Origin of the sequence: Micromonospora sp. NPDC005194 (assembly GCF_040608335.1) — a bacterium.
Classification (GTDB): domain Bacteria; phylum Actinomycetota; class Actinomycetes; order Mycobacteriales; family Micromonosporaceae; genus Micromonospora.
In genome coordinates, this window is sequence record NZ_JBEXIA010000001.1 from 24,938 (window position 1) to 46,872 (window position 21,935).

A 21,935-nucleotide genomic window follows, 5' to 3' on the forward strand; every position below is an offset into this window, starting at 1 on the left:
CAGGGCGGGCCGCCAGCCGGCCGGCCGGCCGGCAGCCGCTTCGGCGTCGCCGCGCCGCCGCCGGGTTGCTGCGTGTCACCGCCCGGCTTCTGACTGGGTACGGTCGCGGTCCGCGACTCGTCGGGCTCGCTCATGCCGCCACCTCCGCCGTCTGCTGGGAAGCCACGATCTCGGCGTACGTCGGGCAGGTCTGCACCAACTCCGCATGTCGTCCCACTCCGACGACCCCTCCGTTCTCGAGCACGATGATCTGGTCGGCGTCGACGATCGTGGACACCCGCTGGGCCACGATCACCACTGCCGACTGCGCGGTGACCGGGCGCAGTGCCGCCCGCAGCCGCGCGTCGGTGCCGAGGTCGAGCGCCGAGAACGAGTCGTCGAAGAGGTAGATCTCCGGCTGCCGGACCAGGGCCCGGGCGATGGCCAGGCGTTGCCGCTGTCCACCGGAGACGGTGCTGCCGCCCTGGGCGATCGGCGCGTCCAGGCCGCCGGGCATCTGGGCCACGAAGTCGCGGGCCTGCGCGATCTCCAGCGCCGCCCACAGTTCCTCGTCGGTGGCGTCCGGGTTGCCGTAGCGCAGGTTGCTGGCGACCGTGCCGGTGAACAGGTACGGCCGCTGCGGCACCAGGCCGATGCGTCGCCACAGCTCGTCCGGTTCCAATTCGCGGACGTCCACCCCGTCGACCAGCACCGCGCCGCCGGTGACGTCGACCAGGCGGGGTACGAGCGACAGCAGTGTCGTCTTGCCCGCGCCGGTGCTGCCGATGATCGCGGTGGTGGTGCCCGCGGTGGCCGTGAAGGAGATGTCGCGCAGCACCGGCTCGACCGCGCCCGGGTACTGGAAGCGCACCCCGCGCAGCTCCAGCTCGGCCCGGGTGGGCAGCTCGGTGACCGGCGCGGCGGCGGGGACCACCGAGGAGTCGGTGTCCAGCACCTCCACGATCCGCTCGGCGCAGACCGCGGCCCGGGGCACCATCATCAGCATGAACGTGGCCATCATCACGGCCATCAGGATCTGCATCAGGTACTGCAGGAACGCGGTGAGCGCGCCGATCTCGATCGCGCCCGAGTCGACCCGCTGCGCGCCGAACCAGAGCACCGCCACGCTGGACACGTTCAGCACCAGCATGACCACCGGGAAGATCAACGCCATCAGCCGTCCGGTGCGCAGGGCGGTGGCGGTCAGGTCGGCGTTGGCGACACCGAAGCGGTCCGTCTCGTACGGCTCGCGGACGAAGGCGCGGACCACCCGGATGCCGGTGATCTGCTCACGTAGCACCCGGTTGACCGTGTCGATCCGGGTCTGCATCAGCCGGAAGCCCGGCACCATCCGCCGAATGATCGCGCTCAGCGCGACGGCCAGCACCGGCACGCTGACCAGCATCAGCCAGGAGAGCCCGATGTCCTCACGCAGCGCCATGAAGACGCCGCCGACGCTCATGATCGGCGCGGCGACCAGCATGGTGCAGCTCATCAGCACGAGCATCTGCACCTGTTGCACGTCGTTGGTGTTGCGGGTGATCAGCGACGGTGCGCCGAACCGGGCCACCTCACGGGCGGAGAAGAGGTTGACGTGCGCGAACAGCCGGGCGCGGACGTCCCGGCCGAAGCCCATCGCGGTCCGGGCGCCGAGGTAGACGGCGGCGATCGAGCAGACGATCTGGACCAGGCTGACCAGCAGCATCCAGCCGCCGGTGTGCACGATGTAGGCGGTGTCGCCCCGGGCCACGCCCTTGTCGATGATGTCGGCGTTGAGGCTGGGCAGGTAGAGCGAGGCCATGGTGCCCACGAACTGGAGCAGCACCACCGCCAGCAGCGGTCTCTGGTACGGGCGCAGTTGACCGCGCAGCAGTCGGATCAGCATGACGGTTCCTCCACGTCGGTGGGTCGTCCGGTCCGCGGGTCGTGGCCGCCGCCGATGACTTCGAGTAGGAACTCCCGGATCACCTGGGCCTTCGCCGGATCGGCGTCGACCGAGGTGAGCGGGCGTCCGGAGTGCATGAGAGCGCCGAGGGCCGCGACCCGCTCCCGGCCGGCGGGGGTGAGGGCGAGTCGGATGCTGCGCCGGTCGCTGTCGTCGCGCTGCCGCTCGACCAGGCCGTCGCGTTCGAGGGTGTCGACGATGCCGGTCAGGGTGGCCGGGCGGACGAATCCCTTCTCGGCCACCTGGCGGTGGGGCAGCTCGCCGTGGCGGGCGAGCGTCATCAGGGTGATCATGCCGGCCTGGGTGAGGCCGTGCTCCTCGGCGAGGTAGCGGTTCCACCGTTGCCCGACGAGGTGCCCGGCCACCACCAGCAGCCGACCGAGCGGCACATCTTGAAGGGTGACGAGTTCCACGGGAGTAGATTAGCCACCTGATAGTCAGGGGCCAAACGAAATAGCCGCAGCCGTGGCGACGAACACGAGTTGCAGGACGGTCCGCTGCCCGAGCGGGGTGACCGGGCGTCCGGCGAGGGTCAGCCTCCTGCGCGCGGCCGAGACGTTGGCCGGGAACATCGCGAGCATGAGCAGGCCGAGCCCGGCCGCGGCCAGCCGGGCGGTCGCCGGGATCAGCAGCCCGACGGCGCCGACCAGCTCCAGTGCGCCGGTGACGGTGACCAGCAGATCCGGCCGGGGAAGGCCGGGCGGGACCATCGCGATCAGGCCGGCCCGGCGCTGGCCGACGAAGTGCGCGAGGCCGGTCACCAGGAACAGCAGTGCCAGCCCGACCCGTAGCGCGGGATGCCAGCCGTCGAGTACGGCGACGCCGGCCAGGCCGGCCAGTCGGGCCAGGGCGGTGCCGACCACGAGCGCGATCAGGGGTGCCATCGAATCCTCCTCGGCGCAATCTTGTCGATGACAAGATTGCGCGACGGAGTGGCATCTTGTCAATGGCAAGATAGGATCCGGGCATGACCGAGACGCGCGGCTACCACCACGGCGACCTCCGTCGCACCCTGCTCGCGGCGGCGCTCGACGCGATCGAGGAGGTCGGGCCAGCCGCGTTGAGCCTGCGCGACCTCGCGCGTCGGGCCGGTGTCTCGCACGCCGCGCCCGCCCACCACTTCGGCGACAAGGCCGGCCTGCTCACCGCCCTCGCCGCTCAGGGCTTCGACCTGCTGGCCCAGACGTTGAGCGTGGCGGGAGACGACCTGTTGGCCGCCGGAGTCGCGTACGTCGACTTCGCCGTCGGGCACCGCGCGCACTTCGAGGTGATGTTCCGGCCCGAGCTGTACCGGGCCGACGACGCGGAGCTGATCGCCGCCCGGGAGCGCGCCGGCGCCGCCCTGCGTTCCGGAGTCGCCGCACTGCCAACCGGAGGCGACGCCGACCGGGACGCCCTCGCCGCCTGGTCGATCGCCCACGGCTTCGCAACCCTCTGGCTGGCCAACGCCCTCCCCGACCGGGTAGGCGACAACCCGAGCGAGGCGGCCCGCCAGGTCCTGAGCCGCCTAACCCCCTAACCCCAGCCCCCGCCGCCGCCCCCGCCGGCCTCTCCGCCCCCGCCCCCGCCCCCCTCGGTTGATCATGAAGTTATTGCCCCGACACGCCGATGCGGGAGGCAATAACTTCATGATCAACGGGGTGGGGCGTGGGTGGGGTGGGGGTGTGGGGTGTGGGGTTACCAGCTTGTGGGGAGGGGCATTCCTTCGGTGAAGCCGGCGGCGCTCTGCACGCCGACGATCGCTCGTTCGTGGAACTGCGTCAGGTCCCGCGCTCCGGCGTAGGTGAAGGCGCTGCGTACCCCGGCGATGATCTCGTCGATCAGATCCTCGACGCCGGGCCGGGTCGGGTCCAGATACATCCGCGCCGAGGAGATGCCCTCCTCGAACACCGCCTTGCGGGCCCGGTCGTACGGGCTGTCGTCGGCGGTACGGGCGCTTACCGCCCGCGCCGAGGCCATCCCGAAGCTCTCCTTGTACCGCCGACCGTCCGGTTCGGTGTAGAGGTCACCCGGGGACTCGTAGGTGCCGGCGAACCAGGAGCCGATCATCACGTTCGACGCGCCGGCGGCGAGCGCGAGCGCCACGTCGCGAGGGTGTCGCACCCCGCCGTCGGCCCAGACGTGCCGGCCCAGCTGACGGGCCGCCGTCGAGCAGTCCAGCACGGCGGAGAACTGCGGCCGGCCCACGCCGGTCATCATCCGGGTGGTGCACATCGCGCCCGGCCCGACACCCACCTTGATGATGTCCGCGCCGGCCTCGACCAGGTCGCGTACCCCCTCGGCGGTGACCACGTTGCCGGCCGCCACCGGAACGCCCGGGTCCAGCTTGCGCACCGCCCGCAACGCCGAGATCATCCGCTCCTGGTGGCCGTGCGCGGTGTCCACGACCAGTGTGTCCACACCTGCCTCCAGCAGCGCGGCGGCCTTGCCGGTCACGTCACCGTTGATCCCGACCGCCGCGGCGATACGCAGTCGCCCCCGGTCGTCCACCGCCGGTGTGTAGAGGGTGGCCCGCAGCGCGCCCTGCCGGGTCAGCACGCCGACCAGCCGACCGTCGGCGTCCACCACCGGGGCGAGCCGGCGCCGGCCGGCGGAGAGCAGATCGAAGCCGGTACGCGGGTCCGCGTCCGCCGGGACGGTGTGCAGCTCGGTGGACATCACGTGCCGCAGCTGGGCGAACCGGTCCACGCCCGTGGTGTCCGCCTCGGTGACCACGCCCATCGGCCGACCGGCCTCGTCGACCACGATCACCGCGCCGTGCGACCGCTTCGGCAGGAGGTGGATGGCGTCCCCGACGGTCTCGGTGGGGCCCAGGGTGATGGGTGTGTCGTAGACCAGGTGCCGCTGCTTGACCCAGGCGACGACGTTCGCGACGACCTCGATCGGGATGTCCTGCGGGATCACGGCGATCGCGCCCCGCCGGGCCACCGTCTCGGCCATCCGCCGCCCGGCGACCGCCGTCATGTTCGACACCACCAGCGGGATGGTGGTGCCGGTGCCGTCACCGGTGGACAGGTCGACGTCCAGCCGGGAGCCGAGGTCGGAGCGGGCCGGCGCCATGAAGACGTCGGTATAGGTCAGGTCGTGCGCGGGAACCGCGCCGTGAAGGAAGCGCACCCGAACATCATTCCTGCTCGCGCCCACTCCCGCCGCCGCTGGTGGCCCAAACCACCCCCACCGCCCGGTCCTGTGCGGCGGGTCACCAGCCGACGGTGTCGGCCGTCGCGCGCGCCGGCACCGCCGTGGGCTGCGGTCCGTCGCGCGCGCCCGCGCCGCCGTGGGCTGCGGTCCGTCGGGTACGCCGGCGCCGTCGTGGGCCCGGCCCGCCGCTTACGCCGGCACCGCCGTGGGCCCGGCACCGTCGTGGGCCGGTCCGTCGTGGGCCGGTCCGTCGTGGGCCGGTCCGTCGCGAAGCGGGCGGTCCCGGCGGATCGGGTCAGTCGCGGGTGGCTGCCTCGTAGGCCGAGCGAAGCTCGTCGACCGCTCGTCGGGCGTGCGGGTCGGGCCGGGGGACGCCGAGGTGCACCTCGCGTAGGTCGTCCATGAAGCGGGTGAGCAGTTCCGGGCCGCCGTCGCGGAGCAGTTCGGCGCGCACCCGCAGGCGACGGTCGCCACCGCGATGGGCCAGCCCCCACGAGCCGAGCGCTGCCATGATCGGCACTGTCTGAATGCCCGCCTCGGTGAGTGAGTAGGCGGCCCGCTGCCCCCGTCGGGCGTCCTCACGGGTGAGCAGGCCCGCGGCGGTGAGGCGCCGCAGGCGGCTGCTGAGAATGTTCGGCGCGATGCCCTCCTCACTGCCAGCGAGCAGCTCGCGGAAGTGCCGCCGATTGCCGAACATGATGTCCCGAAGAACGAGCATCACCCACGGATCGCCCAGGACCTCGACCGCCTGATTGATCGGGCAACCCGAGCGTGGCGCCGAATCCATCAAGCCCTCCTCGCAAGTGATTGCATCTTGCTATCACCTCATCCTAGGGTAGGTCGAAGCAGTTGCATATCGCTATCACTGAGGGAGGGTCCATGTCGGGGCGATTCGTGTACTGGATGAACGTGTCCGCCGATCTGTTGATCGAGCGTGCTCATGGCGAGCAGGGCGGCGGCACCTGGATGCGCATCGGGGAGTCACTGCACCACGAGTTCAACGCGCGGGCGCGGGCGCTGTCGCTCATGGTCCAGGGGCGCACGATCTACGAGACGATGGAGGGATTCTGGCCGGCAGCGCGCGACGACGACTCGTCGCCCGGCTACCTGCGCGAGTACGGCGAGATCTGGACCTCGAAGCCCAAGGTGCTGGTCTCCCGCACGCGTACCAGCGCCGAGCACAACACCGAGATCATCGGCGGCGACGATGCCGTCGGCGAGCTCGCGGAGCTACGGCGGCGCACCGACGGTGACATCGGCGTCGGTGGCGCCACACTGGCTACGGCGCTGCTCCGGGCAGGGCTGCTCGACGAGCTGCTGCTCTTCACGCACCCCGTCATCCTCGGTACCGGCCGCCCACTGTTCGACAGCCACGACGAGCCGCTGGAGCTGGACCTGCTGGAGCAGGCGCGCTTCGACGAGGGCGTCACTCTCCATCGATACGCCGTCCGGAACGTGCGCACGCCGCTGCCGCAGACCGCGTAACCGACTCCGCGCCGAGCCAGCCCCGCGGCTGCCTCGCCAGCAACAGGGGTCTCGCGCTCGCCCCTCAGGCGATGGTGCAGATGGCGGCGCCGGCGGTGATCACGGCACCGACCTCGGCGGTGAGCCCGCTGACCGTACCCGCCTTGTGGGCGTGCAACGGCTGCTCCATCTTCATCGCCTCGAGCACCACCACCAGGTCGCCTTCGGCCACCGTGTCGCCCTCGGCGACCGCGATCTTGACGATGGTGCCCTGCATGGGAGAGGTGAGCGCGTCGCCACCGACCGGGGCGCCCGCCTTGGCCCCGCCTCCGCGCCGGGTCGGCTTACGGGAGGCGGGTGCCGCGGTGGTCGTACTCCCGCCGAAGCCGGCGGGGAGGCTGACCTCGAGGCGCTTGCCGCCGACCTCGACCACGACGGTGTCGCGTTCGGCCGGCGCCTCGGCGGCGCTGGCGGCGGCGGCGAACGGCGGCACGGTGTTGTGGAACTCGGTCTCGATCCACCGGGTGTGCACGGTGAACGGTTCGGCGGTGAACGCCTCGTCCCGCACGACCAGGCGGTGGAACGGCAGCGCGGTGGCCATCCCGTCGAGGACCATCTCGTCCAGCGCGCGGCGGGCGCGTTCCAACGCTTCGGTCCGCGTCTCACCGACGATGATGACCTTGGCGAGCAGCGAGTCGAAGTTGCCGCCGATCACGTCGCCGGCTGAGATGCCGGCGTCCACCCGGACGCCCGGGCCGCTGGGCAGGCGCAGCGTGGTGACGGTGCCCGGCGCGGGCAGGAAGTTGCGGCCCGGGTCCTCGCCGTTGATCCGGAACTCGATGGCGTGCCCGCGCGGCGTCGGGTCCTCGGTGATCCGCAGCTTCTCGCCGTCGGCGATCCGGAACTGCTCCCGGACCAGGTCGATGCCGGCGGTCTCCTCGGTGACCGGGTGCTCGACCTGAAGTCGGGTGTTGACCTCCAGGAAGGAGATCGTGCCGTCCTTGCCGACCAGGTACTCCACAGTGCCGGCGCCGTGGTAGCCGGCCTCCCGGCAGATCGCCTTGGCGCTGTCGTGGATCTGGGCACGCTGGGCGTCGGTGAGGAACGGCGCGGGGGCCTCCTCCACGAGCTTCTGGTGCCGCCGCTGCAACGAGCAGTCCCGGGTGCCCACCACGATCACGTTGCCGTGCTGGTCGGCGAGGACCTGCGCCTCGACGTGCCGGGGCTGGTCCAGGTAGCGCTCGACGAAGCACTCGCCCCGGCCGAACGCCGCGACCGCCTCGCGGGTGGCCGACTCGAAGAGCTGGGGGATCTCCTCCATGGTCCGGGCGACCTTGAGGCCGCGTCCACCACCGCCGAACGCGGCCTTGATGGCGACCGGCAGCCCGTGGTCGACGGCGAACGCCATCACCTCGTCCGGGCTGCCCACCGGGTCCGGCGTGCCGGGGACCAGCGGAGCGCCGGCGCGCTGGGCGATGTGCCGGGCGGTCACCTTGTCGCCCAGGTCGCGAATCGCCTGCGGGGTGGGGCCGATCCAGGTCAACCCCGCGTCGATGACCGCCTGGGCGAAGTCGGCGTTCTCACTGAGGAAGCCGTAACCCGGGTGTACGGCGTCGGCGCCGGCCCGGGCGGCGACGTCGAGCAGCTTGTCGATGCGCAGGTACGTGTCGGTCGCGCTGTCCCCGCCGAGCGCGTACGCCTCGTCCGCGAGCGTGGCGTGCAGGGCGTCCCGGTCGGAGTCCGCGTACACGGCGACGCTGCCGAGGCCGGCGTCGCGGCAGGCGCGGATGACCCGGACGGCGATCTCGCCGCGGTTGGCGATGAGTACCTTGCGCACCTCGTGGCTCCTCCCGGGAAGTTACTGACCGGGAGTGTATCGGCCACCCGTGATGGCCCTAACGATCGCTCAGTGTGGGATGTGGCACTGACCTTAGTCAAACTTGGCTATTACGCTTGTGTGGTGTCTGCGACTCGGATGATGATTCTCGGCCTGGTGCGGTGGATGCAGCCCGTGCACGGCTACGACGTGCGCCGCGAGCTGCTGAGCTGGAGCGCCGACAAGTGGGCGAACGTGCAGCCCGGCTCGATCTACCACGCGCTGCGCAAGCTCACCGAGGAAGGGCTGCTCCGTGCCGTCGCCACCGAGCAGGTCGGCGCCCGTCCGGCCCGGACCACCTACGAGGTGACCCCCAAGGGCGAGGACGAGTTCGAGACGCTGCTGCGCAACTTCTGGTGGAACCTCAGCGAGCCGTCCGACCCCTTCGCGGTGGCCTTCTCCTTCCTGCCCGCCATGCCGCGCGCGGAGGCCGCCGCGGCCCTGCGCAACCGGGCCAATCTGCTGCGCGCCGGTGTCGAGTCGATGCGTGCCTCCCTGGAGTCGGACTGGGTGCGAAACCGCAAGCCGGTGCACGTGGGGTGGATGTTCGAGCTGTGGGCGGTGCGGGCGGAGGCGGAGATGGGGTGGTGCGACCGGATCGCGGAGCGGATCGACTCTGGAGTGTCGTACCTGCCTGCTGAGCTGGAGAACGTCGAGGGCTGGTCGGGGTGGAAAGAGCGCCAGGAGTCGAGGCCGCCGACCGAGGCGGAATAATCAACGTTGACTAAAAGAGTTATATCGCGTTAGCCTGCTGGCGGCACAGCGGGGGAGTGCGCCGTCCGGCGTCGTCCCACTCGACGGCCGGCACGGCCGGCCCGACCGACCAGGAGCAGAAATGATCGAGACCAGGGGGCTGCGGAAGTCGTTCCGCTCCCGCGCGGGTCGAGAGACGAAGACGGTGGACGCCGTGCGGGGCGTCAACCTCCAGGTCGCCGAGGGCGAGATCTTCGGCTTCCTCGGCCCCAACGGCGCCGGCAAGACCACCACGCTGCGGATGCTCGCCACGCTGATCGAGCCCGACGGCGGCGAGGCCACCATCGCCGGGGCCGACCTGCGCAAGGATCCGGCCGAGGTCCGCCGCCGGATCGGGTACGTCCCGCAGGGCGGCAGCACGTGGGACGAGTCCACCGCCCGTGAGGAACTGGTCCTGCACGCCCGGATGTACGGCATCGGCAAGGCCGACGCGCAGCAGCGCGCCGCCCGCGCGCTGGACGCCTTCCAGCTCACCGAGTACGCCGACCGCAAGTGCAAGACCTACTCCGGCGGCCAGCGCCGGCGGGTCGAGATCGCGCTCGGCATCATCCACGAGCCGAAGATCGTCTTCCTGGACGAGCCGACCACCGGCCTCGACCCGCAGAGCCGCGCCCACATGTGGGACGAGATCCGGCGACTGCGCAGCGACGGAATGACGGTCTTCATCACCACGCACTACCTGGACGAGGCCGACGCGCTCTGCGACCGCATCGCGATCATGGACAACGGCGAAGTCGTCGCCGAGGGCACCCCGGCCGAACTCAAGCGGGAGATCTCCGGCGACGTCGTGCTCGTCGGTCTCGACCTGGCCGCCACCCCGCAGGCCGCCCAGGCGCTCGACGGCGAGCCGTACGTCAACAAGCTGGAGACCGCCGACGAGGGCGGCCTGCGGCTCTACGTCGACGAGGGCGCCACCGCCATTCCCCAGGTGCTGCGCCGACTCGACCACGCCGGGCTGGAACTGCGCTCGATCGAGCTGCACCGGCCCAGCCTGGACGACGTCTTCCTGACCAAGACCGGCCGCTCGCTGCGCGAGTCCTGACCACCGGAGAGACGACCGATGAAATTCGCCCGCGACACGTGGCTGATCTTCCAACGGCAGATCCAGCTCCTGCTGCGCAACCCGGTCTGGGTCTTCGTCGGCGTGTTCCAGCCGGTGATGTACCTGCTGCTCTTCGCCCCGCTGCTCAAGCCGGCCCTGAACGCGCCCACCCAGGCCGCCGCCTACAAGATCTTCGTGCCGGGTCTGCTGGTGCTGCTGGCCATCTTCGGCGGCCTGTTCCAGGGCTTCGGCCTGATCGCCGAGCTGCGCGCCGGCGTCATCGAACGGTCCCGGGTCACCCCGATCAGCCGGCTCGCCCTGCTGCTCGGCCGCTCGCTGCGCGACGTGGTCTCGCTCATCGTGCAGGCGGTCATCATCACCCTGCTGGCGCTCCTGTTCGACCTGCGGGTGTTCATCGGTGACCTGCTGCTGGCGTACCTCATGCTCGCCCTCATCGCGCTCATGACCTCGGCCGTCTCGTACGGCGTCGCACTCAAGGTCAAGAGCGAGGACGCGCTGGCCCCACTGATGAACACCGTGGCGCAGCCGGTGCTGCTGCTCTCCGGCATCCTGCTGCCGCTGACCTTCGCACCGGGCTGGTTGCAGGGCATCGCCGACTGGAACCCGTTCTCCTGGGCGGTCGACGGCACGCGCGCGCTGTTCGCCGGCGACCTGGCCAGCGACAAGGTCTGGCAGGGCCTCACCATCACGGCGGTCCTCGCCGCGCTGGGGGTCTTCTGGGCCGCCCGCCAGTTCGCCCGCAGCGTCCGCTGACGCTGGCTTCGGGGTGCCCCCTCCTGAGGGGGCACCCCGAATTCGTGCTGTCGGCGCTGCGCGTTCGGTGGGCTGCCGGCGTTTCGTCGGCGTTCAGCAGTGGCGGCGTTCAGCGGTGGCGGCGTTCTGCGGTGGCGGCGCTGAGCGGTGGGGGCGTTCTGCGGTGGCGGCGCTGAGCGGTGGCGGCGGTCAGCGGTGGGGGCGGTCAGCGCACCCGGGCGAGGGTGAGGCCATCCGCGATCGGCAGCATCACCGGGTCGACCCGTACGTCGGCGAGCACCTCGTCGTTGAAGGCGGCGATCGCCCGGTCGTTGGCGTCCCGTGGGGCGATCACCCGCCCGCCGCGCAGCACGTTGTCGACGGCGATCACCCCGCCCGGCCGCATCCGGGGCACCAGCTCGGCCCAGTAGACCGGGTACCCGGTCTTGTCCGCGTCGATGAACGCGAAGTCCAGGTGACGCTCGTGCGGCAACTCCCGCAGCGTCTCGCCGGCCGGGCCGATCCGCAGGTCGATGCGGTCCTGCACGCCGGCGCGGGCCCAGTAACGCCGGGCGATGCCGGTGAACTCCTCGGAGATGTCGAAGCAGGTCAGCCTCCCGCCCTCGGGCAACCCCCGGGCGATGGCCAGCGCCGACAGGCCGGTGAACGTGCCAACCTCGACGGCCTGCCGTACGTCCAGCAGCCGGGTCAGGAACGTCAGGAACGCGGCCTGCTCCGGCGCCACCTGCATGGAGGCGTGCTCGGGCAGCACCGACCGGGTCTCCTCGGCCAGATCCTGGATGATCTCGTCCGGTGGGGCGCCGTGCGCGACCAGGTAGGCGTGCAACTCGTCGGTGAGCGGGATCGACTTCGTGGTCATGAGCGGACGTTACCCAGCGGCTCGACCGATTGGCCGCCCGGCGCGACCTTTGTCCACAGGTCCGTGATCTGCAGCCCCAGTTCGGCGAGGAGCCGACGCAGCAGCGGCATCGACAATCCGACCACGGTCCCCGGGTCGCCCTCGATCCGTTCCACGAATGGCCCGCCCAACCCGTCGATCGTGAACGCGCCGGCCACCGCCAGCGGCTCACCGGTGGCGACGTAGGCGGCGATCTCGTCGTCGCTGATGTCCGCAAAATGGACGGTCGTCGAGGCAACCGCCTCCGCGCGCCGCCCGCTGACACCGTCGATCAGACAGTGCCCGCTGTGCAGGACACCGCTGCGCCCCCGCATCCGCAGCCAACGCGCGGTGGCGTCCGCCGGATCCGCCGGCTTGCCGAGGATCTCCCCGTCGAACGCGAGCACCGAGTCACAGCCGATGATCAGGGTCCGCTGACTGGTGCCTGCTTCCGTGCTGGTGCCGGCTGGCGCGGTTGCCGTGGCGGCCGGACTCAGCCGGCTCAGCACTGCCTCTGCCTTGAGCCGAGCCAACTCCAGACACAGGTCCTCGGCCCGATCGGTCACCACCAGGGATTCGTCCACCCCGCTGACCAGCACGTCCGGCTCAATGCCGGCGGCCTGGAGAGACTTACGACGGGCAGGGCTGGCCGAGGCGAGCACGAGGCGGAGTGGCAGAGAATCAGACACCAGCCCGACGTTACCGGCTCACCACCCACCACACCGGTCCACCCGGCCGCGCCGCGCTCGACGCCGTGCTCTTCATGCCCACACGGCCCGCGCTCTTGATCCACTCCACATCACCGATATCGGCCTATCAACCAGCAACAAAAGCCCCACATCGCCGATATGAAGTCGATCAGCCTGTCGGCACCACCGTGATCGACTCGACTTCATGGATATCGGGGTATCCCGCTCGCCCGGACACCCCGATATCAAGGATCCCGAGTCGATCAACGCGCCCCGGCTCGATCAGCGACTGATTCTGGGCGGCGGATCATCACCGCGCCGCCGACGCCGCGCCACCAGCGCCCATCCGACCCCGACGGCCACGATCACGGCGAGAGTGGCCAGGCCGCGAGCTGTCGCGCCATCACCGCCCTCACCAGGCCGATCGCCGGCCGCCGCGGTCGAGCCAGTCGCGGCCGGAGCGCTCACCGACTCAAACCCCAACGGGGGTACGTCTGCCGTCAGCGCTGCCACAAGATCGATCACGCCGTACCCGTACTCGTCGTCCCGGCCTGGCGGACCCTTGTCGATGGCCGTGGCCGTAAGCCGATGGGCTACCTCCTGGGCCGGCAGGTAGGGATACTTCGACCTGATCAACGCCGCCGCCCCAGCCACAATCGCCGTCGCGCTCGAAGTACCCGTGCCCTTCGAGTACTTTCCGCCGTAGCTGGTGCTGTAGATATCGACCGCGGGTGCGACCACGTCGATCTCTGGGCCGGTCACCGAAACGGCAGCATGCTGTCCGTCGCGGTCCACGCCACCAACAGCAATTACGCCTTCTTCGGTCGCTGGGTATGAACCAGGCTGGTAAGGCGTATTTCCCACTGCTGCCACCACAATTATGTTCGCGGCGAGGGCGGCTTCTACTGCCCTGATGAGTCGCGGCGTTGATGCCCCTCCGCTGGATATATTGATGACTTGAGCTCTCTTGGATGTCGCAAATTCGATAGCCGCAGCAAGGTCATCGGCTTCTCCGAAATTGTCCGACGCGGAGGCCATGATAGGGAGGATTTTAGATCGGGGGGCAATGCCCAGGGCGCCTTTTCCTGCAGTCCTGCCATGCGCTGCGATCAGTCCTGCCATGCTCGTGCCGTGGCTGTTCGAATCTTTGTGACCATCTCCTGAGCCGCCAGCGACAATGTCGGCTCCCGTCAGCAAGTTTCCGCTGAGGTCGGGATGGGGGTCGACGCCGGTGTCGGGCACGGCGACAACGACCCCTTCGCCCTTGCTAATTAACTGCGCTTCGGTGACCTTTAAGAATGCGAGATGCCATTGATCGTTCCGGATTCGTTCGACGTCAGCGGGCATCGGGTCGGCGTGCGTGGAACGTGGAGATAACGCTAGGGTGAATCCCGCGAGTGACAGTTGCAGGATCAACGCGGCTGCCATGGACTTGGCAAAACTTGACATTATCGACTAAAGCCGATTGCTGGCCCTGGGTCAATAGGTCCTTCATCGCTCGGTGGACGGACCACCGGCGCTACGCCCTTATCGGTCTCCCATGGATGATCGGGATCCCAAGGAGGCGCATTGTCGTTGTCTGCCCCCCTTCGAGAATTCGGCCGAAGAGCGGTCGACTGAATGCCCGGGGGAGTTGTCAGTCCAGGCGCGCCGCCCACCGGGGAAATGCCCAGCGTTGCCGACGGCCCGCGCCCGGCTCCAGGTCGAGAACCCGCACCCCCGCTCGGCGCTGTGCCCGCTCCTCCGCCACCGATGACACCGCCGATTGGGTTTACTCGGCGAGGCGAATTTTGGGTGGGGCCAGGCTGGTTGACGCCCATCCCTGACATGCCCCCAATGAGGCCCGGTGACATGGGTCGGCTGGCAGTCGGTGGTGTCGGGCCCTTCGGAAGGTTCCCAGTTCCGATCTGCGGTTTCGTGGCTCCAAAGCGACGTGACGTCGGGTCACTGACAGGCCCGACTGGGAAGCCGGATGCCAGGCCCGGAGACGTTGCGGGTGGCGCTAATGGAGGAGTGCCGGCTACGGGCGAGTTCGGGCTCGCTGTGGCCGGGGTCAGAGCCGAACTCGTTCCACCTAGTACCGGCCCCACTCCTGACGGAGTCTGAACAGGCGTATGCCCGGAGGAAGGCCCGTTCCCCACCTGCAACCTCGGAGGGTTCGTTGGCGTCATCGGTACGGCGACGATGGGAGGGATGGCCGGGCCTTGGGTGCTGGTGCCGTAAGCATCTGCGTCGTTTGGCTGGTGGCCTGCTCGGCGAGGCGGCGGCGGGGGTTTTTGGAGGGTGGCTTGGGCTTGTTGGAGTTCGCCGCTGAGGTTGAACATCATGGCCCGCGCCTGCACGTTCAGCCGTTCCAAGTCGCTGTCCGTCACCGGTGACTCGACAACCCGACTACCCATGATCGCTTTGGGGTCGGCGGCTGTGGCGTCGTACGCCTGCTTCTGCTGGAGCTTGGTCGCGTACTCCTCGTGGATTTTGCGAAGCTCGGCGCGGGTGGTGCCGATGGCCTGGGTGGCGGCGGACAGCGCGGTGTAGTTCGCGGCGGCCGCGTCGTGTGTGTGCCGCACCTTGGCGATCAGGTCGTCGAGTTGGGCGAGGTACGTGCCGGAGGCGGCGCTGGTTTCCGGGGGCCACGCTTCGGCGAGCCCGCGCCGGTACTCCTGGAGCCGGCCGAGGTGGATCTGGGCCAGGTCGCAGACCTTGCGCCACCCAGCGACCTGTTTCCAGTGGTTGGTGGTGTCGTGGTCCTGGAGGCACGCCCACATGCTGTTGACGTCCATCAGGTGCCAGTCGGTCTGGCCGGAGGTGCGGCCGCCACCTCGTTCGATCATGGCAGGACCACCGGCCTCTGGCTCTCGGGACCGGTGGGGTCGGTCAGCGTCGGCGTCCGGCCGCCGGGCAGGACGGTGCCGGGGTCGGCGAGGGCCCGCTGAACGTCCACGGCGCGGGCGGCGGAGAAGGCGTCGCTGTCGGCGTACTGGGTGGCGACCCGGTCGGCGACGGCGGCGAGGTGGCCGGTTGCGCCCCGAACGGCGTACACCATGTCGGCGGTGGCCTGCTGCGTCTCGTGGTGGGCGTGCAGGAAGGTGACCAGCTCGATGAACGCGTCGCAGGGGTTGGGCACCTTCGCGGACATGTCGTCGGCGATGTACGACAGGTGGGGCGCGTAGTTGCGTTCGACCTCGGCGGCGAGCCGGTCGGCGAACTCGCGGAGCTGGCGGATGTCGGCCTCGATGCCGCCGTAGCTGTGCAGCCAGGGCGCCGGCTGGTCCTCTTCGGGGATCATCGATCCTCCCTATCCGTCACGGCACCGTTTCCCTGAGTGAGATTAACGGCTGGACGCCATCCTGGCAGCCCCCATCGGGACGGCCCGGGTCAGCGAGGAAGGCGGGGAAGGCGGGGAAGGCCGGAGGCACGCCAGGTGTCGGGGCGGGCCGGCCGGCCGCTGCGGGCCCACGCGGACGCGGTCTGTGGCGCGGGGGCGGCGGCCGGGCGGGACCGCACGATGACCGCACCGACCAGAGCGGCCAACTCCTCGGCGGTGGGCACGCCGCGAACGACCCGGAACAGCGGCTCTTCGGCAGACATGCCGCCAGGGTACGCGGCCCGAAGTCATCCGAAGCGAACAGTGGCGTGCCGGCGGTGTGAGCGTCGGCGGGTCCGGGTACCGTCTCAGCGATGTCGAACGCGCTCCCCCAACTCGTCGCTGACCGATACCGGCTTCTGTCGCCGCTCGGCCAGGGCGGCATGGGTCGGGTGTGGAAGGCGCGCGACGAGGTGTTGCACCGCGACGTCGCCATCAAGGAGTTGGTGCCGCCCCCCGGCCTCACCGACGAAGAACGCCGCGAGATGCGGGAGCGTTCGCTGCGCGAGGCGCGGGCCATCGCCCGGCTCAACAACGTCAACGTGGTACGCATCTTCGACGTCCTGCGCACCGATGGCGACCCGTGGATCGTCATGGAGTACGTGGCGTCGAGGTCTCTGCAGGACACCCTCGCCGAGGACGGGCCGGTGTCGGTGGCCCGGACCATCGAGATCGGTCTCGGCGTGCTGGGTGCCCTCAACGCGGCCCACAAGGCGGGCGTCATGCACCGCGACGTCAAGCCGGGCAACGTGCTGCTGGGCGACGACGGCCGGGTCGTGTTGACCGATTTCGGTCTCGCCACGATCCCCGGCGACCCGAACGTCACCCGCACCGGCATGGTGCTCGGTTCGCCCGCGTACATCTCGCCGGAGCGGGCCCGGGAGGGCACCGCGGGGCCGGAGGCCGACCTGTGGTCGTTGGGCGCGACGCTCTACGCGGCGGTCGAGGGCAAGTCGCCGTACGCGCGGCCGTCCGCGATCGCCACGCTTGCCGCGCTGGCCACCGAGCCGATGCCGCCGCCGAAGAACGCCGGGCCGCTCAAGGCGGTGCTCAACGGGCTGCTCCAGAAGGACCCGAACGAGCGGATCACCGCCGAGGTGGCCGAGCGGCTGCTGCGCCGCGCCGGAGGCAAGCGGGCGCGGGGGATCTCACTGCTCGATGGCGTACGCCGGCCGGGGCCGAACGGTCCACGCGAGCCGCGCCCGCCGCTCGTGCCGGCGCCGCGCCCCGCCGAGGAGAGCGCCGCCCGCCCGGTGTCGCCGCCTGCGCCGCGTACCCCGCCGCCGGTCGCCGCGGCCGCGGCCGGGCCAGCAGCGGTCGACGCCTCGCCGACGGAGGTCGTACCGGCCGACGCCGACCCGACGGCGGCGGTGCCGGCCGAGCCGACCGCGACGATCGACCGCCCGGCCACGCCGGCCGCCGACCCGACCGCGACGGTGGCGGCCGCCGACGACAATCCCGACGACGGTACGGCGGACGCCGACGACGAGCCGACGGCCGTCGACGGGCCGCCGGTGGCGCCGGAGCAGCGCAAACCGTCGGCCCCGACGTCGGTCATGCCGCCGGTGAGTCCGGCCGGGCGCGCGGCGGTGCCGGTGTTCGACGGTACGAAGCCGAACAACACCCGCCGGAACGTCCTGATCGGTGCGCTGGTGGCCCTGCTGCTGGTCGGCCTCGTGGTGATCGTGCCGATGCTGACCAAGGGCGACGACACCGAGAGCCCGCAGGCCGACGCGACGACCGGGGCGGCCGCGTCGTCGGCCCCGGCGCAATCCTCCGCTCCGGCAGCGCCTCCACCCACCCCGGGCGCACCGAGTGCGACGCCCTCGGCCACGCCGTCGGCCGACCCGAACGCGCTGCCGGCCGGCTGGAAGCTGTACAAGGGGCCGACCTTGTCCATCCCGCTTCCACCCGGCTGGAGCGGCCGTCAGACCAACTCGGATACGGTCGTTTTCAACCAGTCCGGCGGGCCTGGCAAGATGCTGGTCCAGTGGACCCCCAGCCCGAAGAAGGACGCGGTCGTCGACTGGAAGGGCCAGGAACCGTACCGTCGGGGTCTGGTCAGCAACTACCAGTTGGTGGGCAGCATCAAGGCCTGCGACTGGTATCGGACCTGCGCCGACTGGGAGTGGTTGGAGACCCGGAACAACACCCGCATCCACGTGCGCAACCGGGGCTTCGTGACCGCCAGCAACCGGGGCTACGCCATCCGGTGGGAGATCGCGGAAAAGGACTGGCAGGCCAACCTCGCCAACTTCGACCAGATCGTCAAGGGCTTCAAGCCCGACCGGGTCAACTGACCCGCGTTCCGCACCTGCACGAACCTCTCTCGCATGTTCTTGCGTCGTTCGGGGTATCTGATCTCCAACGACGGAGGGAGGTGCGACATGGGTTACCGATACAGGAACGCCCAGCCCCGGCTGGCACTGTGGATGCTCGTCGCACTCGGCGATGTGGCACTGCTGCTGATCAGCGTTGGGCTTCCGGTACTCGTCGCGCTGTTCGGCGTCGTCGCCATCGCCGTTGGTGCGGTGGGCGTCCGGCGGCTCAGCCGGCGGGACGCGGTCGTCCGCGAGGACGCTCCGGTGATGGTGCCGGCGATGAGCCGTCGGCGGGCCTGACCCGTACGCGGTGGCGTGGCGGCAGCCGGACCGATTGTCGACCGTGAGGTGACCGTCGATCCCGCTGCCGCCAACCGCCCGATCAGGTGTTGTTGGCCAGCGCGATCAGTCGGCTCCGGTCACCGTTCCAGTAGTTGCGGTCCACGTTGCCGCTGATCCCGGAGACGGCGCCGCTGCTGGTGTACTGCCAGAAGCTCCACACCGGCGCACCGGCCGGCAGGGCGCCCGGCGTGCTCGACCAGCGGGCCAGCCAGAGCGGGTGGTTGGCCCACGGGCCGGTCCAGCTGCCCGTGCACTGGTTCCACCAGCTGGTGGTGGTGTAGATGACCGCGTACCGGCCGGTGCGGGACCGGTAGGTGTTCAGGAAGTCCTGCACCCAGTTGCGCATCCCGGTGGTGCTCAACCCGTAGCAGTAGCCCCCGCTGTACGGGTTGGCCTCGATGTCGAGCGCGGCCGGGAGGGTGCGGCTGTCGGCCGACCAGGCGCCCCCGTTGGACGCCAGGTAGTTGGCCTGGGTCGAGCCGGCGGAGATGTTGGGCCGGGCGAAGTGGTACGCCCCGCGGATCACGCCGGCGTTGTACGCGTTGACGTAGTTCGCGTTGAAGCTCGGGTCCTTGTAGCTGGTGCCCTCGGTTGCTTTGATGAAGGCGAACTCGATGCCCGCGTTGCGGACGCTGGTCCAGTTGATGCTGCCCTGGTAGTTGGACACGTCGACGCCGGCGGTGGTGGCTGCCGCCGCCGGGCCGGAGGTCGCGACCAGGGTCGCCGCCGCGGCGGCGAGGACGGTGAGGCCGGCCGCGAGCGCGCGGCGCAGCGATGATCGGGTACGGGCCATGAGTGCCTCCAGGAACGCCGGTCTATTGACGACCATCTTTGGAGCTTACTGCCCTAGATCACAAGAGTTGTCGAGAAAACTTTCATCGACGGCTGTCGGTGGCTCCCGAGGATTGCGGTGCGGAGACGCTCAGCGCAGGGTGGCCGGGTCGAGCTGCCAGCGGAACGGCTCGACGACGCTCAAGGTCTCGCCGGCCTTGGCCACCTGGTCCTCGACGTAGTGCTCGCCGTCCAGCCGGTAGAGCCGAAGCGAGTGACCGTCGCCGTCCTGCTCGACCAGCAGATACCAGGGGATTCGCGCGATGGCGTAGAGCTGCATCTTGACCAGCCGGTCGGCGGCGGCGTTGCCGGGCGAGACGATCTCGCAGACCAGCACCACCTCGGCCGCCTCCACCACCGTGCCCTCGTCGTCGGTATTGGCGACGATGGCGTCCGGTATGGCGATCCGATCGACCCCGAGCCGCACGTTGACCGCCTCGAAGACGAGGAGGTCCTGTGCCCGCACCGCTCGGCGCAGGCTGTAGACGAGTTCCCACGACACCAACTGATGCCGCTTGCTCGGGGCAGGGCTCACGATCAGGCTCCCGTCGAGCAGCTCGATGCGGTCAGGCGTCTCGCCCAAGGCGAAGTAGTCGGCCTCGGTCCACAGGCCGATGTGCGGCTCCAGGGGCGCTGCGCTCACCCGCTTTCACCTCCCGCTCGACTCGCCACCCGATCAGTCTCCCAGGATACGGGCCGGTGCCTCGGGAACGACACGGAACGCCGCCGGTAGGCTCGCGCCCCATGATGTCGATCGACGGGCTGGGCGAGAAGTGGGACACGCTGTTCGGCGCTCAGCCGGACCCGCCCCCGCTGCTGGTGCTGATAACCGCCGCAGTCGCGCTGGTGGTGGTGTCCACCCGGCTGCCCTGGCGGATCGCCCGCAACGCCATCACCATCGCGCACGAGGGCGGGCACGCGCTGGTCGCCCTGCTCACCGGCCGCAAGCTGCGCGGCATCCGGCTGCACTCGGACACCTCCGGCCTGACGCTCTCCGCCGGTCGGCCCACCGGGCCGGGCATGATCCTCACGCTGCTCGCCGGCTATGTCGCCCCGCCGCTGGTCGGGTTGGCTGGCGCCTGGCTGCTCGGCGGCAACCGGATCACGCTGCTGCTCTGGGTGGCGGTGGCGCTGCTGCTCGCCATGCTGGTCATGATCCGCAACGCCTTCGGCGTGGTGTCGCTGCTGGTCACCGGGGCGCTGGTGCTCGCCGTCTCGTGGTACGCCACGCCGCAGGTGCAGGCCGCGTTCGCGTACACCGGGGTGTGGTTCCTGCTGCTGGGCGGGGTGCGGCCGGTGGTGGAGCTGCAACGGCTGCGCTCCCGCGGCCGGATGCCCGCCTCCGACGCCGACCAGCTCGCCGGGCTGACCCCGTTCCCGGCGTTCTTCTGGGTGGTCCTCTTCGCCCTGGTCAACCTGGCCGCCCTGGTCGCCGGCGCGCTTCTGCTCACCGGCTCCATCCTCACCGACGCCGGCCTGACGCTCTGACCCTGCCGGGGCAGAATGAGGCCATGCGATACGTGATCATCGGGGCGGGCGCGGTCGGCGGGACCATCGGCGTACGGCTGGCACAGGCCGACCGGGACGTGACAGTGGTGGCGCGCGGCGCGCACCTGGACGCGATCCGGGAGCGCGGTCTGACGCTGCGGCAGCCCGACGGCGACGTGACCGCCCGGCTGGCTGCCGTCGACGGCCCGGGCGACCGACCGTTGCCGGCCGACACGGTGCTGGTGCTCACCGTCAAGTCGCAGGACACCGAGGCCGCGCTGGCGACGTGGGTGGACGCGCCGGTCGCCGGTGGCGGCACGGCCGGCGAGCGGCTGCCACTGGTCACCGCGCAGAACGGGGTGGCGAACGAGCGGGCCGCCCTGCGGCTCTTCGCCGACGTGCACCCGATCTGCGTCTGGCTGCCGGCCACCCACCTCGACCCGGGCGTGGTGGTGGCCAACGGGCACCCGCACCCCGGGATGCTCCACATCGGCCGGTACCCGGGCGGCGCCGACGACGCCGACCGGGCGATCGCCGCCGACCTGACCGCCGCCGGCTTCGTCGCGCCGGTGCGCGAGGACGTGCTGCGCTGGAAGTACGGCAAGCTGCTCAGCAACCTCGGCAACGGCCTCCAGGCGTTGCTCGGGCAGGACATCCCGGACGCGTTGGCCGAGCGGGTACGCGCCGAGGGCGTCGCCGCGCTCGCCGCCGCGCGCATCCCGCACACCTCCCCGGACGAGGAGAAGGCCGAACGCGGCGACCTGGTCCAGCAGCGCCCGGTCGACGGCGCGGGCCGCTCCGGTGGATCCACCTGGCAGAGCCTCGCCCGGGGCGCCGGCTCGACCGAGGTCGACCACCTCAACGGAGAGATCGCGCTGCTCGGCCGGCTGCACGGCGTACCGACGCCGGCCAACGTGGCCGTGCAGCGGGCGGTACGGCGTGCCGCCCGGGAGCGGATCGCGGCCGGCGCGTTCCCGCTCGCCGAGCTGGAGAAGATGATCGCCTGACCCGGGCAACCGACGGCCGTGCCCGGCGCGTGTTCCCTGCGA

22 protein-coding genes are annotated in these 21,935 nt (G+C 70.6%); 9 read left to right on the forward strand and 13 right to left on the reverse strand.

Translation table 11 applies throughout. From position 1 onward, the window contains the following. Positions 1 to 130: 130 nt before the first annotated feature. Genes ABZU53_RS00115 through ABZU53_RS00125 form a run of 3 tightly spaced genes read right to left on the reverse strand, consistent with a single transcriptional unit; the run spans position 131 to position 2,808 of the window. Positions 131 to 1,864: an ABC transporter ATP-binding protein gene (locus ABZU53_RS00115; RefSeq protein ID WP_355062901.1), complete on the reverse strand. Its 1,734-nt coding sequence runs from the start codon at positions 1,862 to 1,864 to the stop codon at positions 131 to 133. After that, positions 1,858 to 2,337: a MarR family transcriptional regulator gene (locus tag ABZU53_RS00120; protein ID WP_355062903.1), complete on the reverse strand. Its 480-nt coding sequence runs from the start codon at positions 2,335 to 2,337 to the stop codon at positions 1,858 to 1,860. The genes ABZU53_RS00115 and ABZU53_RS00120 overlap by 7 nt, the downstream gene beginning before the upstream one ends. Positions 2,338 to 2,361: 24 nt before the next feature. Beyond that, positions 2,362 to 2,808: a DoxX family membrane protein gene (locus ABZU53_RS00125; protein ID WP_355062905.1), complete on the reverse strand. Its 447-nt coding sequence runs from the start codon at positions 2,806 to 2,808 to the stop codon at positions 2,362 to 2,364. 83 nt (positions 2,809 to 2,891) lie between these two features. Between ABZU53_RS00125 and ABZU53_RS00130 the strand changes: the two genes are divergently transcribed. Continuing rightward, entirely contained in the window at positions 2,892 to 3,443 is a 552-nt protein-coding gene (locus tag ABZU53_RS00130; RefSeq protein WP_354854016.1) for a TetR/AcrR family transcriptional regulator, read from the forward strand. 158 nt (positions 3,444 to 3,601) lie between these two features. Here ABZU53_RS00130 and ABZU53_RS00135 read toward each other — a convergent pair whose 3' ends face one another. Both ABZU53_RS00135 and ABZU53_RS00140 read right to left on the reverse strand, forming a co-directional pair. Beyond that, positions 3,602 to 5,041, reverse strand: a complete 1,440-nt coding sequence (locus tag ABZU53_RS00135; RefSeq protein ID WP_354854018.1) for a GuaB1 family IMP dehydrogenase-related protein — start codon at positions 5,039 to 5,041, stop codon at positions 3,602 to 3,604. A gap of 319 nt (positions 5,042 to 5,360) precedes the next feature. Beyond that, positions 5,361 to 5,852, reverse strand: a complete 492-nt coding sequence (locus tag ABZU53_RS00140) for a helix-turn-helix domain-containing protein (protein ID WP_354854020.1) — start codon at positions 5,850 to 5,852, stop codon at positions 5,361 to 5,363. 92 nt (positions 5,853 to 5,944) lie between these two features. Between ABZU53_RS00140 and ABZU53_RS00145 the strand changes: the two genes are divergently transcribed. Continuing rightward, on the forward strand, positions 5,945 to 6,550 hold the full coding sequence (locus tag ABZU53_RS00145) for a dihydrofolate reductase family protein (protein ID WP_354854023.1): 606 nt from the start codon (positions 5,945 to 5,947) through the stop codon (positions 6,548 to 6,550). Between the two features lie 64 nt (positions 6,551 to 6,614). On the opposite strand, the gene ABZU53_RS00150 is transcribed toward ABZU53_RS00145, so the two are convergent. Further along, positions 6,615 to 8,366: a biotin carboxylase N-terminal domain-containing protein gene (locus tag ABZU53_RS00150; RefSeq protein ID WP_355062907.1), complete on the reverse strand. Its 1,752-nt coding sequence runs from the start codon at positions 8,364 to 8,366 to the stop codon at positions 6,615 to 6,617. 138 nt (positions 8,367 to 8,504) lie between these two features. On the opposite strand from ABZU53_RS00150, the gene ABZU53_RS00155 reads away from it, so the two are divergent. The 3 genes from ABZU53_RS00155 to ABZU53_RS00165 all read left to right on the forward strand — a co-directional run bounded on the left by ABZU53_RS00155 (position 8,505) and on the right by ABZU53_RS00165 (position 10,974). Next, complete coding sequence (locus ABZU53_RS00155; RefSeq protein ID WP_354854300.1) at positions 8,505 to 9,119, forward strand: PadR family transcriptional regulator; 615 nt, start codon at positions 8,505 to 8,507, stop codon at positions 9,117 to 9,119. A 121-nt stretch (positions 9,120 to 9,240) separates the two neighbouring features. Further along, positions 9,241 to 10,200 carry an ATP-binding cassette domain-containing protein gene (locus ABZU53_RS00160; RefSeq protein WP_355062909.1) on the forward strand — a complete coding sequence of 320 codons (960 nt, stop codon included), beginning with the start codon at positions 9,241 to 9,243 and terminating at the stop codon, positions 10,198 to 10,200. A gap of 18 nt (positions 10,201 to 10,218) precedes the next feature. Then, on the forward strand, positions 10,219 to 10,974 hold the full coding sequence (locus ABZU53_RS00165) for an ABC transporter permease (RefSeq protein WP_354854032.1): 756 nt from the start codon (positions 10,219 to 10,221) through the stop codon (positions 10,972 to 10,974). Positions 10,975 to 11,179: 205 nt separating this feature from the next. Here ABZU53_RS00165 and ABZU53_RS00170 read toward each other — a convergent pair whose 3' ends face one another. From ABZU53_RS00170 to ABZU53_RS00190, 5 genes are all read right to left on the reverse strand, one after another. Next, complete coding sequence (locus tag ABZU53_RS00170) at positions 11,180 to 11,833, reverse strand: O-methyltransferase (RefSeq protein ID WP_355062911.1); 654 nt, start codon at positions 11,831 to 11,833, stop codon at positions 11,180 to 11,182. Further along, the gene (locus ABZU53_RS00175) at positions 11,830 to 12,540 is read right to left on the reverse strand and encodes a Maf family protein (RefSeq protein WP_355062913.1); all 711 of its coding nucleotides are present in this window, start codon (positions 12,538 to 12,540) and stop codon (positions 11,830 to 11,832) included. The genes ABZU53_RS00170 and ABZU53_RS00175 overlap by 4 nt, the downstream gene beginning before the upstream one ends. A gap of 282 nt (positions 12,541 to 12,822) precedes the next feature. After that, positions 12,823 to 13,887, reverse strand: a complete 1,065-nt coding sequence (locus ABZU53_RS00180) for a S8 family serine peptidase (RefSeq protein WP_355063209.1) — start codon at positions 13,885 to 13,887, stop codon at positions 12,823 to 12,825. 1,480 nt (positions 13,888 to 15,367) lie between these two features. After that, the gene (locus ABZU53_RS00185) at positions 15,368 to 15,826 is read right to left on the reverse strand and encodes a hypothetical protein (protein ID WP_354854047.1); all 459 of its coding nucleotides are present in this window, start codon (positions 15,824 to 15,826) and stop codon (positions 15,368 to 15,370) included. A gap of 89 nt (positions 15,827 to 15,915) precedes the next feature. Next, positions 15,916 to 16,128 (reverse strand): acyl-CoA carboxylase subunit epsilon, encoded by a 213-nt coding sequence (locus ABZU53_RS00190; protein WP_355062915.1) that lies wholly within the window; start codon positions 16,126 to 16,128, stop codon positions 15,916 to 15,918. A 90-nt stretch (positions 16,129 to 16,218) separates the two neighbouring features. Between ABZU53_RS00190 and ABZU53_RS00195 the strand changes: the two genes are divergently transcribed. Both ABZU53_RS00195 and ABZU53_RS00200 read left to right on the forward strand, forming a co-directional pair. Then, on the forward strand, positions 16,219 to 18,204 hold the full coding sequence (locus ABZU53_RS00195; RefSeq protein ID WP_355062917.1) for a protein kinase: 1,986 nt from the start codon (positions 16,219 to 16,221) through the stop codon (positions 18,202 to 18,204). Between the two features lie 87 nt (positions 18,205 to 18,291). After that, on the forward strand, positions 18,292 to 18,525 hold the full coding sequence (locus ABZU53_RS00200; RefSeq protein ID WP_355062918.1) for a hypothetical protein: 234 nt from the start codon (positions 18,292 to 18,294) through the stop codon (positions 18,523 to 18,525). An 82-nt stretch (positions 18,526 to 18,607) separates the two neighbouring features. Here the strand turns inward: ABZU53_RS00200 and ABZU53_RS00205 are convergent, their stop codons facing one another. Beyond that, complete coding sequence (locus ABZU53_RS00205; protein ID WP_355063211.1) at positions 18,608 to 19,360, reverse strand: GH25 family lysozyme; 753 nt, start codon at positions 19,358 to 19,360, stop codon at positions 18,608 to 18,610. A 129-nt stretch (positions 19,361 to 19,489) separates the two neighbouring features. Then, positions 19,490 to 20,041 (reverse strand): Uma2 family endonuclease, encoded by a 552-nt coding sequence (locus ABZU53_RS00210; RefSeq protein WP_355062920.1) that lies wholly within the window; start codon positions 20,039 to 20,041, stop codon positions 19,490 to 19,492. Between the two features lie 101 nt (positions 20,042 to 20,142). Here ABZU53_RS00210 and ABZU53_RS00215 point away from each other — a divergent pair, with 101 nt between their 5' ends. Continuing rightward, positions 20,143 to 20,886, forward strand: coding sequence for a M50 family metallopeptidase (locus ABZU53_RS00215; RefSeq protein ID WP_354854061.1), 744 nt, complete (start codon positions 20,143 to 20,145; stop codon positions 20,884 to 20,886). A 23-nt stretch (positions 20,887 to 20,909) separates the two neighbouring features. Next, the gene (locus ABZU53_RS00220; RefSeq protein WP_355062922.1) at positions 20,910 to 21,893 is read left to right on the forward strand and encodes a 2-dehydropantoate 2-reductase N-terminal domain-containing protein; all 984 of its coding nucleotides are present in this window, start codon (positions 20,910 to 20,912) and stop codon (positions 21,891 to 21,893) included. Positions 21,894 to 21,935: the final 42 nt, after the last annotated feature.

What these genes read in the sequence shown, in the direction of transcription:
- ABZU53_RS00140 (WP_354854020.1), bottom strand. Translation starts at nt 5,852, where the DNA reads ATGGATTCGGCGCCACGCTCGGGTTGCCCGATCAATCAGGCGGTCGAG.
- ABZU53_RS00160 (WP_355062909.1), top strand. Translation starts at nt 9,241, where the DNA reads ATGATCGAGACCAGGGGGCTGCGGAAGTCGTTCCGCTCCCGCGCGGGT.
- ABZU53_RS00155 (WP_354854300.1), top strand. Translation starts at nt 8,505, where the DNA reads ATGATGATTCTCGGCCTGGTGCGGTGGATGCAGCCCGTGCACGGCTAC.
- ABZU53_RS00170 (WP_355062911.1), bottom strand. Translation starts at nt 11,833, where the DNA reads ATGACCACGAAGTCGATCCCGCTCACCGACGAGTTGCACGCCTACCTG.
- ABZU53_RS00215 (WP_354854061.1), top strand. Translation starts at nt 20,143, where the DNA reads ATGATGTCGATCGACGGGCTGGGCGAGAAGTGGGACACGCTGTTCGGC.
- ABZU53_RS00180 (WP_355063209.1), bottom strand. Translation starts at nt 13,887, where the DNA reads ATGCCCGCTGACGTCGAACGAATCCGGAACGATCAATGGCATCTCGCA.
- ABZU53_RS00185 (WP_354854047.1), bottom strand. Translation starts at nt 15,826, where the DNA reads ATGATCCCCGAAGAGGACCAGCCGGCGCCCTGGCTGCACAGCTACGGC.
- ABZU53_RS00165 (WP_354854032.1), top strand. Translation starts at nt 10,219, where the DNA reads ATGAAATTCGCCCGCGACACGTGGCTGATCTTCCAACGGCAGATCCAG.
- ABZU53_RS00200 (WP_355062918.1), top strand. Translation starts at nt 18,292, where the DNA reads ATGGGTTACCGATACAGGAACGCCCAGCCCCGGCTGGCACTGTGGATG.
- ABZU53_RS00115 (WP_355062901.1), bottom strand. Translation starts at nt 1,864, where the DNA reads ATGCTGATCCGACTGCTGCGCGGTCAACTGCGCCCGTACCAGAGACCG.
- ABZU53_RS00220 (WP_355062922.1), top strand. Translation starts at nt 20,910, where the DNA reads ATGCGATACGTGATCATCGGGGCGGGCGCGGTCGGCGGGACCATCGGC.
- ABZU53_RS00195 (WP_355062917.1), top strand. Translation starts at nt 16,219, where the DNA reads ATGTCGAACGCGCTCCCCCAACTCGTCGCTGACCGATACCGGCTTCTG.
- ABZU53_RS00190 (WP_355062915.1), bottom strand. Translation starts at nt 16,128, where the DNA reads ATGTCTGCCGAAGAGCCGCTGTTCCGGGTCGTTCGCGGCGTGCCCACC.
- ABZU53_RS00205 (WP_355063211.1), bottom strand. Translation starts at nt 19,360, where the DNA reads ATGGCCCGTACCCGATCATCGCTGCGCCGCGCGCTCGCGGCCGGCCTC.
- ABZU53_RS00125 (WP_355062905.1), bottom strand. Translation starts at nt 2,808, where the DNA reads ATGGCACCCCTGATCGCGCTCGTGGTCGGCACCGCCCTGGCCCGACTG.
- ABZU53_RS00130 (WP_354854016.1), top strand. Translation starts at nt 2,892, where the DNA reads ATGACCGAGACGCGCGGCTACCACCACGGCGACCTCCGTCGCACCCTG.
- ABZU53_RS00145 (WP_354854023.1), top strand. Translation starts at nt 5,945, where the DNA reads ATGTCGGGGCGATTCGTGTACTGGATGAACGTGTCCGCCGATCTGTTG.